The sequence below is a fragment of the Erwinia sp. 009765445 genome (assembly GCF_058137865.1).
The window spans coordinates 255,032-271,696 of sequence record NZ_JBYUWC010000003.1 but is presented as its reverse complement, the minus strand read 5'-3'; the positions used below and the strand labels follow the sequence as shown (position 1 = coordinate 271,696).

The following is a 16,665-nucleotide window of genomic DNA, read 5'->3' as shown; positions in this document are numbered from 1 at the left end:
ACGGGCTGCCATCGCAGGGCATACTGTAACCTGCCTCTGTTATGCTGGGTGTGAAATGTTAAAATTATAACATTTTCTGCCGATCGATCCTGGTTCGCCTGTCTGTCAGGAAGGAGTGATGGCCGTCGCAGGGGTGCTTATGTGATATTGGTCACGCATAATGTACAATCTCTGCAATTGCATATTCATGTGTGTGAAATTTATCACAGATAACAACCTGTCTGGCCTGTTATTATTTTAACATTCTTCTGTGGAGAGCATTATGACCGACTTAACCGCAGCTGCCATCCGGGCGCTGAAACTGATGGACCTGACCACACTGAACGATGACGACACCGATGCGAAGGTGATCTCCCTCTGCCACCAGGCCAAATCTCCGGCAGGCAACACTGCCGCCATCTGCATCTATCCGCGCTTTATCCCTATTGCCCGCAAAACGCTGCGTGAGCAGGGCACGCCGGATATCCGCATCGCCACCGTGACCAACTTCCCTCATGGTAATGACGATATCGACATCGCCCTGGCAGAAACTCACGCCGCTATTGCTTACGGTGCCGATGAAGTGGACGTGGTTTTTCCTTACCGCGCTCTGATCGACGGTAACGATGAAGTGGGTTATGAGCTGGTCAGCGCCTGTAAAGAAGCCTGTGCCGATGCTGGTGTGCTGCTGAAGGTGATTATCGAAACCGGCGAGCTGAAAACTGCCGAGCTGATCCGCAAAGCTTCTGAAATTGCTATCGAAGCAGGCGCTGATTTTATCAAAACCTCCACTGGTAAGGTCGCGGTCAACGCCACGCCTGAAGTCGCAGAAATTATGATGAAGGTGATTGCTGAAATGGGCGTTAGGCACCAGGTTGGCTTCAAGCCTGCCGGTGGCGTGAAAACGGCTGAAGATGCTGCGGTGTACCTGAAGCTGGCGGATGAGATCCTCGGCAGCGAATGGGCCGATGCACGCCACTTCCGTTTCGGGGCCTCCAGCCTGTTAGCCAGCCTGTTAAATGCGGCGGGATTCTCCGGCGCGAAAAGTGATTCAGCTTATTAAACACCGGGGGGCGACGTGTTCCTGCCACAAGAAATTATTCGAAAAAAAAGAGATGGCCAGGCGCTGAGTGAAGAGGAAATCCGTTTTTTTATCAACGGAGTCCGTGATAATTCAGTCTCAGAAGGGCAAATCGCCGCGCTGGCGATGACCATTTATTTCCACGATATGACGCTGGCTGAGCGCGTGGCGTTGACCATGGCGATGCGCGATTCAGGGTTGGTGCTGAACTGGCAGAGCCTGGGACTGAACGGCCCGGTGGTGGATAAGCACTCCACCGGCGGCGTAGGGGATGTGACCTCGCTGATGCTTGGCCCGATGGTGGCGGCCTGCGGTGGCTATGTTCCGATGATCTCCGGGCGTGGCCTCGGCCATACCGGCGGCACGCTGGACAAGCTGGAAGCAATCCCTGGGTTTGATATCTTTCCGGATGATGAAGCTTTCCGCCGCATGATCAAAGAGGTGGGTATTGCGATTATCGGGCAGACCAACTCGCTGGCTCCGGCCGACAAGCGCTTCTACGCTACCCGCGATATTACCGCCACCGTTGATTCCATTCCGCTGATCACCGCTTCGATCCTCGCTAAAAAGCTGGCTGAGGGGCTGGATGCGCTGGTGATGGATGTGAAAGTGGGATCCGGCGCCTTTATGCCAACTTTTGAACAGTCAGAACAGCTGGCGCAGGCGATTGTCGGCGTCGCGAACGGCGCGGGCTGCAAAACCACCGCACTGCTGACCGATATGAACCAGGTGCTGGCCTCCAGCGCCGGTAATGCGCTGGAAGTGCGTGAAGCGGTGCAGTTCCTCACCGGCCAATACCGCAACCCGCGCCTGCTGGAAGTCACGCTGGCGCTGAGTGCTGAAATGCTGGTGTCTGGCGGCCTGGCCGCAGACAACGATGAAGCGACTAAAAAGCTTCAGGCGGTGCTGGATAACGGCCGTGCGGCGGAAGTGTTCTCGCGCATGGTTAAAGCGCAGAAAGGCCCGGCAGACTTTATCGAAAATATGGATAAATACCTGCCCGCACCGATGCTCAGCAAGGCGGTCTACGCCGATCGGCCGGGCATTGTCAGCGCCATGGATACCCGTGCGCTGGGGATGGCAGTTGTTGCTATGGGCGGCGGTCGTCGTCGCGCCAGCGATACCATTGACTACAGCGTCGGCTTCAGTGAAATGGCTCCGTCGGGCGATTATGTCGATAACCAGCGGCCGTTGGCAGTGATCCATGCCGCCACGGAATCCGGCTGGCAGGAAGCGGCTGCGGCGGTCAGGCAGGCCATCACGCTCAGTGAAGAAGCGCCCGCTGCCACGCCAGTTATCTATCGCAGAATCGCCGGATAAGCGTCATACTGTTCTGATCGATTAAATTTAAGCTCATCGCGTTCAAGACGCAGGAGACCAGGATGAAACGTGCATTTATCATGGTGCTCGATTCCTTTGGAATTGGGTCCAGTAAAGACGCTGACAAGTTCGGCGATGCCGGGTCGGATACGCTGGGGCATATTGCCGAAGCGTGCTTCAAAGGGGAAGCCGACAAAGGACGTAAAGGGCCGCTGCATCTGCCCAACCTCACCGCATTGGGGTTAGGCAAGGCCGCGGAAGAATCCACCGGAAAGTTCCCGCCGGGTCTGGATAAGAACGCTGAGATTATTGGGGCTTACGCCTGGGCCAGTGAACTGTCATCCGGCAAAGACACACCGTCAGGCCACTGGGAAATAGCCGGGGTGCCGGTGCTGTTTGACTGGGGTTACTTCACCGATAAAGAGAACAGCTTCCCGCAGGCATTGCTGGATGAACTGGTGGAAAAGGCCGATCTGCCGGGCTATCTGGGCAACTGCCACTCTTCCGGGACGGTAATCCTCGACCAGTTGGGTGAAGAGCATATGAAAACCGGCAAGCCGATTTTCTACACCTCTGCCGACTCGGTATTCCAGATTGCCTGTCATGAAGAGACGTTCGGCCTTGAGCGCCTCTACCAGCTGTGTGAAATCGCCCGTGAAGCGCTGACTGAAGGCGGCTACAACATTGGCCGTGTGATTGCGCGTCCGTTTGTTGGCAATAAAGCAGGGCACTTTGAACGGACCGGCAATCGCCACGATCTGGCTGTTGAACCCCCGGCACCGACCATCCTGAAAAAGCTGGTGGATGAGCTGCAGGGCGAAGTGGTTTCCGTGGGTAAAATCGCGGATATCTATGCCCACGTTGGCATCACCAAAAAGGTGAAAGCGACCGGGCTGGATGCGCTGTTTGACGCCACTGTTCAGGAGATGGAGGTCGCACCGGATAACAGCATCGTGTTCACCAACTTTGTCGACTTTGACTCCACCTGGGGCCATCGCCGCGACGTTCCTGGCTACGCTGGCGGCCTGGAGCTGTTTGACCGTCGCCTGCCGGAATTGATGGCGCAGGTGAAAGAGGGCGATATCCTGATCCTCACCGCAGACCACGGTTGCGATCCAACCTGGCAGGGCACCGAGCACACCCGTGAGCATATCCCCGTGCTGATCTACGGCCCTGGCGTGAAGCCTGGCTCGCTGGGTTACCGCGACACTTTCGCGGATATCGGCCAGACGGTGGCGAAGTATTTTGGTCTTTCCGATATGGAATACGGCAAAAGCATGCTGTAATCAGCGCAACTTACTGATCAAATAAGGATAAAACATGGCAACCCCTCATATTAATGCCGAAATGGGTGACTTCGCTGACGTGGTACTGATGCCGGGCGACCCGCTGCGTGCAAAATATATCGCGGAAACCTTCCTGCAGGACGCGGTTGAAGTTAACAACGTGCGCGGCATGTTGGGTTACACCGGCACTTATAAAGGCCGCAAAATTTCCGTGATGGGCCACGGAATGGGCATCCCTTCCTGCTCTATCTACACCAAAGAGCTGATCACCGACTTCGGTGTGAAAAAGATCATTCGTGTCGGCTCATGCGGTGCGGTGCGTGCTGATGTGAAACTGCGTGATGTGGTGATCGGTATGGGCGCTTCCACGGATTCAAAAGTGAACCGTATGCGCTTCAAAGATCACGATTTCGCGGCAATTGCTGATTTCGATATGGTGCGTAACGCAGTAGATGCGGCGAAGGCGCTGGGCGTGAAGGCCCGCGTGGGTAATATCTTCTCTGCCGATCTGTTCTACACGCCAGACCCGCAGATGTTCGACGTGATGGAGAAGTACGGCATTCTGGGCGTGGAGATGGAAGCCGCCGGTATTTATGGCGTGGCGGCAGAGTTCGGGGCGAAAGCGCTGGCTATCTGCACCGTGTCAGACCATATTCGCAGTGGTGAGCAGACCACGGCGGCAGAGCGCCAGACCACGTTTAACGAGATGATTGAAATCGCGCTGGAATCTGTCCTGCTGGGCGATAAAGAGTAATTATTACCTCTCCACTGGCCGCTATACTGCGGCCAGTTTTCCCTTCTTCCTGCGTCCACGCTGATGGCCGATCAGGGTTTCTCAGGCTCTGCTGGCGTGCTTTCGCTGCTTTCGCTGCTTTCGTCATCGTCTTCCTTCACCGGATTATTGGCGGTCAGCAGGAAGGGTGACTGCTGCCAGCGGGTGCGGCGATCGCGTAGCAGGGTGCGGCTGAGGATAATGCCGATGGCCAGTGCCAGCAGCATCATCAGGCGCAGGATATTGGTGGTGTTATCCACCTGCTTGGATTCCGTCACCAGCACGTGAGTATCCAGCGTAACGCGCAGGAAGCCACGTGGACCATCCGGGCTGTCCAGCTGCTGTACCAGCTGGTGGTTGAAGTAGCTGCCCGCCCGCTGACCATCCAGCGCCAGCCTGTCGCGCACGTTAATCGTCTCGCCGCTGTGGGCCAGCAGCGTGCCATCATCGTCATAAACCGAGGCATCCAGAATGCGGCTCTCTTTGGTCAGCTGCGTCAGAATATCTTCAATTTTCTGGCGGTTATCCTCGCTGTTCTCCATCAGCGGTGTCAGGCTGAAGGCCACCTGACGGGTCAGGGTGCGGGCCAGCTCTTCCACCTGCTCGGAACGTGCCATCTGGTGGCCCAGACTGAACCACGAAGCTCCCTGCATCAGCACCACCAGCAGGGCCAGGCAGATCAGCACGATTGCCGTGCGGTGCAGACGAAATTTTAGTTTGGCCTTTGCCATCTTTACCCTTCACACTTTATGAACGAACCACCGTCCGTATCGACGCTTTATGTTGCCAGAAGCGGGCCTGACAGGGTAGCCTCTTGCGTGGTTAATATGTCCCTACAGGAGCTGTAATGCCAAATAGTCTGACCTGGTGCGACCTGCCTTCCGATGTCTCTCTCTGGCCGGGTTTACCCCTCTCTCTCAGCGGCGATGAAGTGATGCCGCTGGACTACAGCGCTGGCCGCACCGGCTGGCTTCTGTACGGGCGCAGCCTGGATAAAAGCGTCCTCACCGGGCTGCAGCATCAGCTGGGCGCGGCGATGGTCATCGTCAGCGCATGGCGGGTGGAGGACTATCAGGTGGTACGCCTGGCCGGTTCCCTGACGCCGCGTGCCAGTAAACTGGCCCACGAAGCCGGGCTGGATGTGGCACCGCTGGGGCGTATCCCGCATCTGAAAACGCCGGGCCTGCTGGTGATGGATATGGATTCCACCGCCATCGAAATCGAATGCATTGATGAAATTGCCAAACTGGCTGGCAGCGGCGAGCTGGTGGCGGAAGTGACCGAGCGGGCAATGCGGGGCGAGCTCGACTTTGCCGCCAGCCTGCGTCAGCGCGTGGCAACGCTGAAAGATGCCGATGCCACTATTCTGCAGCAGGTTCGCGACAAACTGCCATTGATGCCGGGTCTGACTTCGCTGGTGCCTAAATTGCAGGCGCTGGGCTGGCATGTGGCTATCGCTTCCGGCGGCTTTACTTATTTTGCAGAATACCTGCGTGATACCCTTCATTTGTCCGCGATTGCCGCCAACGTGCTGGAAATTCGCGATGGCAAACTGACCGGTGAAGTGCTGGGCGATATCGTTGATGCAAAATACAAAGCGGACATGCTGCGTGCTCTGGCGGAACGCTTTGAAATCGCGCCAGAGCAAACTGTCGCTATCGGCGATGGTGCCAACGATCTGCCGATGATCCAGGCCTCTGCGCTGGGCATTGCTTATCATGCCAAGCCTAAAGTCAATGAAAAAACCGAAGTCATTATCCGTCACGCCGATCTGATGGGGGTGTTCTGCATCCTCAGCGGCAGCCTGATCCATGAAGAGCGTTAAGGGGTAGATTTGGCCAAAGCGGTAAAGCGTGCCTTTGTTTGTAACGAATGCGGCGCAGATTATCCACGCTGGCAGGGGCAGTGCAGCGCCTGTCACGCCTGGAACACCATCACCGAAGTCAGGCTGGCGGCTTCGCCAACCGTGGCCCGCAACGAGCGGCTTTCAGGCTATGCGGGCAGTGCGGGCACCAGTCGCGTGCAGAAGCTGTCGGATATCAGCCTGGAAGCGCTGCCCCGTTTCTCCACCGGGTTTAAAGAGTTTGACCGGGTACTGGGCGGCGGTGTGGTACCCGGCAGTGCTATTCTGATCGGGGGCAATCCCGGCGCAGGAAAAAGTACTCTGCTGCTGCAAACCCTGTGCAAACTTGCTGAAGGAATGAAGACGCTTTACGTCACCGGCGAAGAGTCGTTGCAGCAGGTGGCGATGCGTGCGCACCGTCTTGGCCTGCCGACTGAAAACCTCAATATGCTTTCGGAAACCAGCATCGAGCAGATCTGCCTGATTGCTGAGCAGGAAGAACCGAAGTTGATGGTGATCGACTCGATTCAGGTGATGCACATGGCAGACATCCAGTCTTCGCCGGGCAGCGTGGCGCAGGTTCGTGAAACCGCAGCTTATCTGACCCGCTTCGCCAAAACGCGCGGCGTGGCAATCGTCATGGTGGGGCACGTTACCAAAGATGGCTCGCTGGCCGGGCCGAAAGTACTGGAACACTGTATCGACTGTTCTGTGTTACTGGATGGCGATGCCGATTCGCGCTTTCGCACGCTGCGCAGCCATAAAAACCGTTTTGGTGCCGTTAACGAGCTGGGCGTGTTTGCCATGACCGAGCAGGGCCTGCGCGAAGTCAGCAACCCCTCGGCTATTTTCCTCAGCCGGGGCGAAGAGGTGACCTCCGGAAGTTCGGTGATGGTTCTGTGGGAAGGCACGCGGCCGCTGCTGGTGGAGATTCAGGCTCTGGTGGACCATTCGATGATGGGTAATCCAAGGCGCGTTGCGGTGGGGCTGGAGCAGAACCGTCTCGCGATCCTGCTGGCGGTGCTGCACCGTCACGGCGGCCTGCAGATGGCAGACCAGGACGTCTTCGTCAACGTGGTGGGTGGCGTGAAGGTGACCGAAACCAGTGCGGACCTGGCGTTGATGCTGTCGATGGTGTCGAGCCTGCGTGACCGGCCATTGCCGCAGGATCTGGTGGTATTCGGCGAAGTGGGGCTGGCAGGAGAAATTCGTCCGGTGCCGAGCGGGCAGGAACGTATTTCCGAAGCGGCAAAACATGGTTTCCGCCGGGCGATTGTGCCAGCGGCCAACGTGCCGAAAAAAGTGCCGGAAAACATGAAAGTGTATGGCGTGAAAAAGCTGGCCGACGCGCTGGCGATTCTGGAAGATCTCTGACCATTTATCGTTGAATGGATTGTAATCGCAACGGCGGAATTTATGCCGCCCGTTATGCCGGAGGCATTTGATGTCGTCATTCGATTATCTGAAAACCGCAATACGCCAGCAGGGCTGCACGCTGCAGCAGGTGGCTGATGCCAGTGGCATGACCAAGGGCTACCTCAGCCAGCTGCTGAATGCCAAAATCAAAAGCCCCAGCGCGCAAAAGCTGGAAGCGCTGCACCGTTTTCTGGGGCTGGAGTTCCCGCGCCGTGAGAAGACCATTGGCGTGGTGTTTGGCAAGTTTTATCCGCTGCATACCGGCCATATCTACCTTATCCAGCGTGCCTGCAGCCAGGTTGACGAGCTGCATATCATCATGGGCTACGATGAACCGCGTGATCTGCAGCTGTTTGAAGACAGCGCAATGTCGCAGCAGCCCACCGTCAGCGACCGCCTGCGCTGGCTGCTGCAGACCTTCAAATACCAGAAAAACATCCGTATTCACTCGTTTAACGAGGAGGGGATGGAGCCTTACCCGCATGGTTGGGACGTGTGGAGTCGCGGCATCAAGGAATTTATGGGCAACCACGGCATCGTGCCGAACCGGGTTTACACCAGTGAAGAGCTGGATGCGCCGCAGTATCAGCAGCATCTGGGGATTGAAGCGGTACTGATCGACCCACGGCGCTCATTTATGAACATCAGTGGTGCTCAGATCCGCCAGGATCCGTTCCGCTACTGGGAATATATCCCGACGGAAGTGAAGCCGTTCTTCGTGCGTACGGTGGCGATCCTCGGCGGGGAGTCCAGCGGCAAGTCAACGCTGGTGAACAAGCTGGCGAACATTTTTAATACCACCAGTGCGTGGGAATTTGGCCGCGATTATGTCTTCTCGCATCTCGGCGGTGACGAGATGGCTCTGCAATATTCCGACTACGATAAAATCGCGCTTGGTCAGGCACAATACATTGATTTTGCAGTTAAATATGCGAACAAAGTGGCATTTATCGACACCGACTTTGTCACCACCCAGGCTTTCTGCAAAAAATATGAAGGACGCGAACATCCCTTCGTGCAGGCGCTGATCGACGAGTATCGCTTCGATTTGGTGATCCTGGTAGAGAACAACGTTCCCTGGGTTGCAGACGGTTTGCGCAGCCTTGGCAGCTCGGTGGATCGCAAAGAGTTCCAGGCGCTACTGGTCTCAATGCTGGAAGAGAACAATATCCGGTATATGCATGTCGAGCAGGATAACTACGATGAGCGCTTCCTGCGCTGTGTTGAGCTGGTGAAGGACATGTTGGGCGCGTAAGCAGACGGGCAGCAGCACAGGCTCCGCATCACGGAGCCTGATAGCAAACACGTCGTTATGCCAGCGTGCGTAAAGCCCTTACGCTACGTTCGCGGACAAACAGCGCCAGCATCGCCATACCAACCAGAGCCAGCACGCTGGCAAGCAGGAACGCTGAAGAATAGCCTCCGCCATACTGGATCAGGAAGCCGGTGATCCCCGGTGAGAGGATCCCCGCCAGGTTTGCCAACAGATGCACAAAGCCGCCAGCGGTGCCGATGCGCTCAGCCGGGACAATATCCTGCAACAGTGACCAGCACGCCTGCGGCGTCATATAGGCGAAAACGCTGGCCAGCGTAATCAGCGACACGGCCACGGTGACGCTGCTGGCCCAGGCCGTCAGCATGACGCACACAGCAGCCACCGCCAGCCCGGAGAAGATCACCAGCTTACGTGACTGCAGGAAATTTCCCGTCCGGCGGAACAGCGCATCGGAGACCAGCCCTCCACCGATAAAGCCAATCGTTGCCCCCAGCCAGGGCAGGATGCCAATCAGGCTCATGCTTTTGATATCCAGATGCTGAAAATCGGTCAGATAACTTGGCAGCCAGGAGAGGAAAAAATACTGGATGTAGTTGAAGCAAAAGAAGGCAGCCGCCACGCCCAATACCGGCAGTGAGAAGACATAGCTCCAGAGTTTTATTGGCTGAGCCGCTGTCGCTCCCGGGGCGCGCGTGGCAGGGCGCTGAGCTTTGATCATCTGGCATTCGCTCTCGCTGACGCGGGGATGCTGTTCCGGTTTATCCCTGAACAACCACAACCAGAAGCCCAGCCAGACAAAGCCCAGCACGGCAATGACGATAAATGACACCCGCCAGCCAAAATTCAGGCCAACCAGACCGACAACGGGAGCCGCGACCGCCGCCCCCAATGGCTGACCCGCATTGGTAAAACCGACCGCGCGTCCGACTTCTTTGCGTGGGAACCAGTTTGAAATGGATTTATTGGTGGTGGTTCCCATTGGACCTTCACCAATGCCGAACAGCACGCGGACAATCAGCAAATGTGTAAAGTTGCCTGCCAGCGCGGTTGCGCCACAAAACAGTGACCAGATGGCTGCCGCCCAGCCGAAGACTTTACGCGGGCCAAAGCGGTCGGCTCCCCAGCCGCCGAGGAAACAGAAAAGGCAGTAGCCAATAAAAAAGCAGCTGAACAGAATCCCCATCTGCGCATCATCGATGCTCAGATCTTTTTTCACCAGAGGAGCCATCACCGACAGGGCAGCCCTGTCCAGATAGTTCAGCATCCCGGCGAAGAACAGCAGCAGCGCAACGACGCTTCGGGTGTTTTTAAACATGATGAATTCCCTCCATATCGATGCGCAGATGGCTGACGGTGTGTTTTTTCATGGTCTCTGCATCGGGCTTAAAGCCGAGGCCAGGTTCATCTGGTAACGTCAGCGTGGGGGCAAAATCTAACTGCGGATAAAGCAGGGAAGAGAAGCGGATGTAAGGCACTTCCAGCAGGATTTCCGGCGGCAGGGTTGCGACGAGATGCGCGGTCGCCAGTAATCCGGCACCGTAATAGAAACAGTGCGGTACCACCGTTACGCCGCAGTCTCTGGCCCGTTCAAAAACGCGCAGTGAAGCGGTGATACCGCCCACTTTTGTCACGCTTGGCTGAACCACATCAACGGCTCCTTGCGCAAACAGCTCCTCAAAGCCCCATTCGCCAGCAGCATTTTCCCCGGCGGCAAGCGGTGTCCCTTCGCGGCGGACTGTTGCCAGTCCAGCGGCATCTTCCGGCGGCCAGACCGGCTCTTCCAGCCAGCCCAGCTTCAGCTCTGCCAGTTGGCGGGCGCGGTGGCAGGCCTCAGTCACCGTCCACGGGCAGTTCACATCCACCATCAGCGTCGCTTCTGCCGGTAACGCGGTGCGTGCGGCGGCGATTGCAGCATATTCCGTTTCATGCAGCTTCAGCGTATGGAAACCTGCCTGCCAGGCGCGCCTGACCTGACGGGCGACCTCCTCCGGATGGTTGTTATAGCTCACCAGGCTGGCATACAGCTCAATCTGCTGACGTTTTGCGCCAAGCAATTGCCACAGTGGCTGCTCCTGCTGCTGGCCAAGGAGATCCCACAGCGCAATATCAATGGCGGAAAGGCCGAAGCGCACCGGGCCAGTCCTGCCAAAGGCGTGCAGGGCCGTTTCGGCTTCTGCCATCAATGTCGTCAGGGCTGCGCGGCTGTTCGGTAAGGTTTTACCGAGAAAACAGGGGATGACCACATCCTGCAGGGCCTGTGCAGTCACGGGATTACACAAATGACCAAAACCTTCTCCCCAGCCCTGCAGGCCAGTGTCGGTTTCCACCCTGACCAGCAGGGTTTCCATCTGTTTTAGTGCCGCCGATGCGGCGTTCCAGGCTTTCTCCTCTGGCGCAGCAGGGCCACGATCGCTTGCAAAAGGAATGCTGAGGCGGATCACCTCTATCTGACTAATTTTCATGCCAAAGACCTCAATGTGTAGGGCGGTCAGCGGCTGGAGTTATGAGAAGAGGCCGTTCTGACCGTTAAGATAAGACTTCGCCAGTTCAGTATAAAAAGTGCGGCGGGGGCGGGCATCGTTCAGGCGCACAAGGATAGGGCAGGAAGGAGGAGGTTATTTTGGCATCTGGATAAGCGGCTGCGTGGCAGCTCACAAAATTGCGGCAGGAACGGCGGGTGACGACGCACCCGCCCGACAATCAGTAAACCATCACCACTTTACCGCGCATATGCCCTTCCAGCACCAGCTGGTGAGCTTCGGTCAGGGTTTCCACGCTCAGGCCCTGCAGGGTTTTGCTCAGGGAGGTGGAAATTTTCCCGGTATCCAGCAGCTTCGCGGTGGCCTCCAGAATCTCACCCTGGCGGGCAATATCCGGCGTGCCGTACATGCTGCGGGTGTACATAAATTCAAAATGCAGCGAGGCGCTTTTCAGCTTTAGCTGGTCCATGCTCAGCGGCTTTTCGTTTTCCACGATAGTGCAGATATGCCCCTGTGGTGCGACCAGCTTCGCCATCGTTTCCCAGTGGCCGTCGGTATCGTTCAGGCAGAAAATGTAATCGACCTGCTTCAGGCCGTGCTTCTCCAGTTCTGCTGGCATATCTTTATAGTTGATCACGATATCTGCGCCGCGATCCTTGCACCATTGCACAGAGTCCGGACGGGAAGCGGTGGCGATCACTTTGACCTTGCTGTGCAGTCTGGCAAACGGGATTGCCAGCGAACCGACGCCGCCCGCGCCGCCCACAATCAGCAGCGTTTTGCCTTCTTCTGCTTCGTCGATGTGCAGGCGGTCAAACAGACCTTCCCAGGCAGTCAGGGCCGTCAGCGGAATAGCCGCAGATTCAGCCCAGTTCAGCGAGGAGGGCTTATGCCCGGTAATACGTGCGTCAATCAGCTGATGGGTGCTGTTGCTGCCCGGACGGGTGATATCCCCGGCGTAATACACTTCGTCACCGACTTTAAAACCGCTGACTTTACTGCCCACTTCCAGCACCACACCGCTGGCATCCCAGCCGAGAATACGCGGCTGCTGGAGTCCGTTCTTTTGTGCGCCTTTGTGCACTTTGGTATCCACTGGATTGACGGAGGCAGCCTTAACCTCTACCAGCAGGTCATATTCACCAGGGGCTTGTTTTTCAGGCTGAATTTCAAAAAATTGATCCGGTTTATCTGGATTGATAGCAATCGCTCTGATTGTCATAGCGCATCTCCTTTAAGTTGTGTTATTCAGTGTAGAAGGTAAGCAGGCTAATGATAAGTCGCACAATAACTAACGAAGTGTTCGTTTCAGGTGAACAATCATGTTTAAACAGCTGCAGGATATGGCTCTCTTCGCGATGGTGGCCGAATGCGGCAGTTTCACTGCTGCTGCGAAGCGCTCCGGATTGCCGAAATCCAGTGTCAGTCAGCGTATCAGCCAGCTTGAACAAACACTGGGGTTACGTCTGATCAACCGCACCACCCGTCAGCTCAACCTGACGTTTGCCGGGGAGCGGTACCTGGTTCATTGCCAGGAAATGGTGCAGGCCAGTGAAAGAGCAAGCCTGGCTATTCAACGCCTGCGGGATAATCCCAGCGGGCGACTGAGAATTACGTCACCGGCGGGGATTGGGGCCACGCTGCTGGCGCGACTGAACGCGGCTTTTCAGCAGGAGTATCCGGACATCACTTTGGAAGTCTCGGTTTCTGATGAGGTTCGTGATCTGGTGCTGGAGGGATATGATGTGGCCCTGCGTACCGGTCAGCCGCAAGACTCTTCACTGATTGGCCGGCGGATTGGCTACTGCGAACGCCTGCTGGTGGCTTCACCAGGCTACCTGGCGCAGCATGAGGAGATCGTTCATCCGCAGCAGCTGGCGGAACACCGCTGTATTGCGCACCGGGCGTGGAGCGAATGGCTGCTGAAAAAAGATGAGGAGTATTACCGCTGGATGCTGCCGCCCATCCATATGACCGACAATCTGGTCTATGCGCGTGAGTGCGCGCTGGAGGATGCGGGGATCACGCTGCTGCCACGCTTCCTGACGGACGAGTTACTCTCGGATGGGCCATTGATGGAGGTATTGCCGGACTGGAAGATTGCGGGCAACGAGCTGTGGCTGGTCTATCCGAGCCGCAAACTGAATTCGCCTGCGCTTTCGCACTTTGTTGACTACGCGCTACAGTCGCCGGTGTTTCGGGAGTTCTATCAGTAACAAATAAAACAGCGACTGCACGGGGAACCCTGGCCGTTCATAAAGACGCAAACAGCGCCGTCCCTGGTTGCCAGACTTGCACCCTCCATGGCGCTAGACGCTTTAATCACGGCCTGGGTTCCCGTGCTTTGAGTATCGGCGACAGCCTTACTTAGTCATACGCTTGTACTTGATGCGTTTTGGCTCCAGCGCTTCGGCACCCAGCGTACGCTTCTTGTACTCTTCGTATTCGGTAAAGTTCCCTTCGAAGAACTCGATGTTGCCTTCATCCTGGTAGTCCAGAATGTGGGTGGCGATACGGTCGAGGAACCAGCGGTCATGCGAGATAACCATCGCGCAGCCCGGGAACTCCAGCAGGGCGTTTTCCAGTGCACGCAGGGTTTCGATATCCAGGTCGTTGGTCGGTTCATCGAGCAGCAGCAAATTGCCGCCCACCTGCAGCAGCTTGGCCAGATGCAGACGGCCACGCTCGCCACCGGACAGTTCACCAACACGTTTGCCCTGATCAACACCTTTAAAGTTGAAGCGGCCAACGTAGGCACGGCTTGGCATCTCGGTGTTGCCGATACGCATGATGTCCTGGCCGCCGGAAACTTCTTCCCAGACGGTTTTAGAGTTATCCATGCTGTCGCGGAACTGATCGACCGAGGCCAGCTTGACGGTATCACCCAGCACAATGCTGCCGGAGTCAGGCTGTTCCTGGCCGGACATCATGCGGAACAGGGTGGATTTACCCGCGCCGTTCGGGCCGATAATCCCGACGATTGCTCCTTTTGGTACTGAGAAGGAGAGATCGTCGATCAGCAGGCGGTCACCGTAAGATTTACGCAGGTTGCTGACTTCCACCACTTTGTCGCCCAGGCGTGCTCCCGGTGGAATAAACAGTTCGTTGGTTTCGTTACGTTTTTGGTAGTCGGTGTTGTTCAGCTCTTCAAAGCGGGCCAGACGAGCCTTGCCTTTAGATTGACGGCCTTTGGCACCCTGACGCACCCACTCCAGCTCTTTCTCAATGGATTTACGGCGGGCCGCTTCGCTCGATGCTTCCTGTGCCAGGCGGGCATCTTTCTGCTCCAGCCAGGAGGAGTAGTTGCCTTCCCATGGAATACCTTCACCACGGTCAAGCTCCAGGATCCAGCCAGCGACGTTATCAAGGAAGTAACGGTCGTGGGTAATCGCCACCACTGTGCCCTCGAAGTCGTGCAGGAAGCGCTCCAGCCAGGCCACAGATTCTGCATCCAGGTGGTTGGTCGGTTCGTCCAGCAGCAGCATGTCTGGTTTTTCCAGCAGCAGGCGGCAAAGCGCCACGCGACGACGTTCACCACCGGAGAGGTTAGCGATTTTCGCGTCCCAGTCAGGCAGTCGCAGTGCATCGGCAGCACGCTCCAGCTGGGTGTTGAGGTTATGACCGTCGTGCGCCTGAATAATCTCTTCCAGCCTGCCCTGTTCTGCGGCCAGCTTGTCAAAATCAGCGTCTTCTTCTGCGTACAGTGCGTATACTTCATCAAGACGTTTCAGGGCGCCGACCACTTCAGCCAGCGCTTCTTCCACCGACTCACGGACGGTGTGCTCCAGGTTCAGCTGCGGCTCCTGCGGCAGGTAGCCGATTTTGATGCCTGGCTGCGGGCGCGCTTCCCCTTCGATATCTTTATCGATACCGGCCATGATGCGCAGCAGGGTGGATTTACCTGCGCCATTCAGACCCAGAACGCCGATCTTGGCACCCGGGAAAAAGCTCAGGGAGATATTTTTCAGGATATGACGCTTCGGCGGAACCACTTTGCCGACGCGATGCATGCTATAGACGAATTGAGCCACGTAGGATGAGCCTCTTGGTGTCTGGTGTTAATTGGGGCATTCGCTGCCCACTCAGATGACGAAGTTTAGCTGGTTTCCTCTGTTAATCACAGCCGTACAGGGTGTTAATCACCTTACTCCCCTGCGGATTATCCTGATATCAACGCTTTTGCGCGATAACTGTTTGATTTTCGACCGGTGGGCATTATGCTGATTTTTTGCCTTACAAAGCAGGGAGATAACGATGAAAGTTCTGATCGCGGCGGAAGAGAACGCCTGGGGCGGGATGATTCAGCAGTTCCGCCAGACGCTGCCGGACGTCGAGTTTACCGCTTCCGCCGGACATGCGGCCGAAAGCCTGGCGGGGTATGACGCGCTGATCCCTGGCATGGCAAAAGTCACCCCAGCCCTGCTGAAAACGGCCGATAAGCTGAAGCTGATCCAGCAGGCGGGAGCCGGGCTGGAGAGCGTGGATATCGCCAGTGCGAAAGCGCAGGGGATCCAGGTGGCCAACGTACCCTCTGACCGTTCCGGCAATGCGGATTCCGTGGCCGAACTGGGGATCTGGATGATGATCGGCCTGGCGCGTAAGGCCAGTGAACTGCCGCAGATGATCGCCACCCGCCAGCTTGGTCTGCCGGTGGGGATAGGGCTGATGGGTAAAACGGTCGGGCTGGTGGGGCTGGGCGGTATCGGTAAAGCGCTGGCGAAGCGGCTGGTCCCTTTTGGCGTGAAGCTGATCGGAGTGAAGCGTACCGCCGACCAGAGTTTTGCTAAAGAACACCAGCTGGACTGGTTGGGCAATACGAAGCACCTGCCTGCACTGCTGAGTGAGGCGGATTTTGTGATACTGAGCCTGCCGGACAACAACGACACCCGCAATATCATTGATGAAACGGCGCTGGCGCAAATGAAACAGGGCAGTTTTCTGATTAACCTGGGGCGGGGTGGGCTGATTGAGAAACAGGCGCTGCTGGCGGCGCTGGAGGTTGGTCATCTGGCCGGAGCCGGGCTGGACGTGTTCTGGCAGGAACCGCCGGATCCGGAAGATGACCTGTTCCAGTACAACGTGGTGGCAACGCCGCACATTGGCGGCGTCACGGATAATTCACTGAACGGCAATGTGGCGGGCGTTTGCGAGAACCTGCGCCGCCTGCGCGACGGCGAAGAGATCCTTAACCGCTGGGCCTGACGTGCCCATC

At 57.0% G+C, this 16,665-nt stretch carries 14 protein-coding genes; 9 read left to right on the top strand and 5 right to left on the bottom strand.

Features of this window, described 5'->3' with window-relative positions:
• Positions 1 to 262 precede the first annotated feature (262 nt).
• The 4 genes from deoC to deoD all read left to right on the top strand — a co-directional run bounded on the left by deoC (position 263) and on the right by deoD (position 4,420).
• Positions 263 to 1,042 carry a deoxyribose-phosphate aldolase gene (gene deoC, locus AC3Y5R_RS04660; protein ID WP_489920360.1) on the top strand — a complete coding sequence of 260 codons (780 nt, stop codon included), beginning with the start codon at positions 263 to 265 and terminating at the stop codon, positions 1,040 to 1,042.
• Positions 1,043 to 1,057: 15 nt separating this feature from the next.
• Positions 1,058 to 2,380, top strand: coding sequence for a thymidine phosphorylase (gene deoA / locus AC3Y5R_RS04655; RefSeq protein ID WP_489920359.1), 1,323 nt, complete (start codon positions 1,058 to 1,060; stop codon positions 2,378 to 2,380).
• Between the two features lie 62 nt (positions 2,381 to 2,442).
• Positions 2,443 to 3,666, top strand: a complete 1,224-nt coding sequence (deoB, locus tag AC3Y5R_RS04650) for a phosphopentomutase (protein WP_489920358.1) — start codon at positions 2,443 to 2,445, stop codon at positions 3,664 to 3,666.
• Positions 3,667 to 3,700: 34 nt separating this feature from the next.
• A complete protein-coding gene (gene deoD, locus AC3Y5R_RS04645) occupies positions 3,701 to 4,420 on the top strand; it encodes a purine-nucleoside phosphorylase (protein WP_489920357.1) in 720 nt (239 codons plus the stop codon).
• A gap of 71 nt (positions 4,421 to 4,491) precedes the next feature.
• Here the strand turns inward: deoD and AC3Y5R_RS04640 are convergent, their stop codons facing one another.
• Positions 4,492 to 5,169: a YtjB family periplasmic protein gene (locus tag AC3Y5R_RS04640; protein WP_489920356.1), complete on the bottom strand. Its 678-nt coding sequence runs from the start codon at positions 5,167 to 5,169 to the stop codon at positions 4,492 to 4,494.
• Between the two features lie 116 nt (positions 5,170 to 5,285).
• Here AC3Y5R_RS04640 and serB point away from each other — a divergent pair, with 116 nt between their 5' ends.
• The 3 genes from serB to nadR all read left to right on the top strand — a co-directional run bounded on the left by serB (position 5,286) and on the right by nadR (position 8,952).
• A complete protein-coding gene (gene serB / locus AC3Y5R_RS04635) occupies positions 5,286 to 6,263 on the top strand; it encodes a phosphoserine phosphatase (protein WP_489920355.1) in 978 nt (325 codons plus the stop codon).
• 9 nt (positions 6,264 to 6,272) lie between these two features.
• On the top strand, positions 6,273 to 7,655 hold the full coding sequence (gene radA / locus AC3Y5R_RS04630; protein WP_489920354.1) for a DNA repair protein RadA: 1,383 nt from the start codon (positions 6,273 to 6,275) through the stop codon (positions 7,653 to 7,655).
• Between the two features lie 70 nt (positions 7,656 to 7,725).
• Entirely contained in the window at positions 7,726 to 8,952 is a 1,227-nt protein-coding gene (gene nadR, locus AC3Y5R_RS04625) for a multifunctional transcriptional regulator/nicotinamide-nucleotide adenylyltransferase/ribosylnicotinamide kinase NadR (RefSeq protein ID WP_489920353.1), read from the top strand.
• A 55-nt stretch (positions 8,953 to 9,007) separates the two neighbouring features.
• Here nadR and AC3Y5R_RS04620 read toward each other — a convergent pair whose 3' ends face one another.
• The 3 genes from AC3Y5R_RS04620 to AC3Y5R_RS04610 form a co-directional block, all read right to left on the bottom strand.
• Positions 9,008 to 10,288, bottom strand: coding sequence for an MFS transporter (locus AC3Y5R_RS04620; RefSeq protein WP_489920352.1), 1,281 nt, complete (start codon positions 10,286 to 10,288; stop codon positions 9,008 to 9,010).
• On the bottom strand, positions 10,281 to 11,435 hold the full coding sequence (locus AC3Y5R_RS04615) for a mandelate racemase/muconate lactonizing enzyme family protein (protein WP_489920351.1): 1,155 nt from the start codon (positions 11,433 to 11,435) through the stop codon (positions 10,281 to 10,283). The genes AC3Y5R_RS04620 and AC3Y5R_RS04615 overlap by 8 nt, the downstream gene beginning before the upstream one ends.
• Before the next feature lie 238 nt (positions 11,436 to 11,673).
• On the bottom strand, positions 11,674 to 12,675 hold the full coding sequence (locus AC3Y5R_RS04610) for a zinc-binding alcohol dehydrogenase family protein (RefSeq protein ID WP_489920350.1): 1,002 nt from the start codon (positions 12,673 to 12,675) through the stop codon (positions 11,674 to 11,676).
• Between the two features lie 97 nt (positions 12,676 to 12,772).
• Here AC3Y5R_RS04610 and AC3Y5R_RS04605 point away from each other — a divergent pair, with 97 nt between their 5' ends.
• Complete coding sequence (locus tag AC3Y5R_RS04605) at positions 12,773 to 13,669, top strand: LysR family transcriptional regulator (protein ID WP_489920386.1); 897 nt, start codon at positions 12,773 to 12,775, stop codon at positions 13,667 to 13,669.
• 147 nt (positions 13,670 to 13,816) lie between these two features.
• On the opposite strand, the gene ettA is transcribed toward AC3Y5R_RS04605, so the two are convergent.
• Positions 13,817 to 15,484: an energy-dependent translational throttle protein EttA gene (gene ettA, locus AC3Y5R_RS04600; RefSeq protein ID WP_489920349.1), complete on the bottom strand. Its 1,668-nt coding sequence runs from the start codon at positions 15,482 to 15,484 to the stop codon at positions 13,817 to 13,819.
• A 223-nt stretch (positions 15,485 to 15,707) separates the two neighbouring features.
• Between ettA and AC3Y5R_RS04595 the strand changes: the two genes are divergently transcribed.
• Positions 15,708 to 16,655, top strand: a complete 948-nt coding sequence (locus AC3Y5R_RS04595) for a 2-hydroxyacid dehydrogenase (RefSeq protein ID WP_489920348.1) — start codon at positions 15,708 to 15,710, stop codon at positions 16,653 to 16,655.
• Positions 16,656 to 16,665: the final 10 nt, after the last annotated feature.

Excerpts from the sequence above, each read along its gene's own strand:
- AC3Y5R_RS04620 (WP_489920352.1), bottom strand. The coding sequence starts at position 10,288 with ATGTTTAAAAACACCCGAAGCGTCGTTGCGCTGCTGCTGTTCTTCGCC.
- serB (WP_489920355.1), top strand. The coding sequence starts at position 5,286 with ATGCCAAATAGTCTGACCTGGTGCGACCTGCCTTCCGATGTCTCTCTC.
- deoC (WP_489920360.1), top strand. The coding sequence starts at position 263 with ATGACCGACTTAACCGCAGCTGCCATCCGGGCGCTGAAACTGATGGAC.
- deoB (WP_489920358.1), top strand. The coding sequence starts at position 2,443 with ATGAAACGTGCATTTATCATGGTGCTCGATTCCTTTGGAATTGGGTCC.
- AC3Y5R_RS04610 (WP_489920350.1), bottom strand. The coding sequence starts at position 12,675 with ATGACAATCAGAGCGATTGCTATCAATCCAGATAAACCGGATCAATTT.
- AC3Y5R_RS04615 (WP_489920351.1), bottom strand. The coding sequence starts at position 11,435 with ATGAAAATTAGTCAGATAGAGGTGATCCGCCTCAGCATTCCTTTTGCA.
- nadR (WP_489920353.1), top strand. The coding sequence starts at position 7,726 with ATGTCGTCATTCGATTATCTGAAAACCGCAATACGCCAGCAGGGCTGC.
- AC3Y5R_RS04595 (WP_489920348.1), top strand. The coding sequence starts at position 15,708 with ATGAAAGTTCTGATCGCGGCGGAAGAGAACGCCTGGGGCGGGATGATT.
- deoD (WP_489920357.1), top strand. The coding sequence starts at position 3,701 with ATGGCAACCCCTCATATTAATGCCGAAATGGGTGACTTCGCTGACGTG.
- AC3Y5R_RS04640 (WP_489920356.1), bottom strand. The coding sequence starts at position 5,169 with ATGGCAAAGGCCAAACTAAAATTTCGTCTGCACCGCACGGCAATCGTG.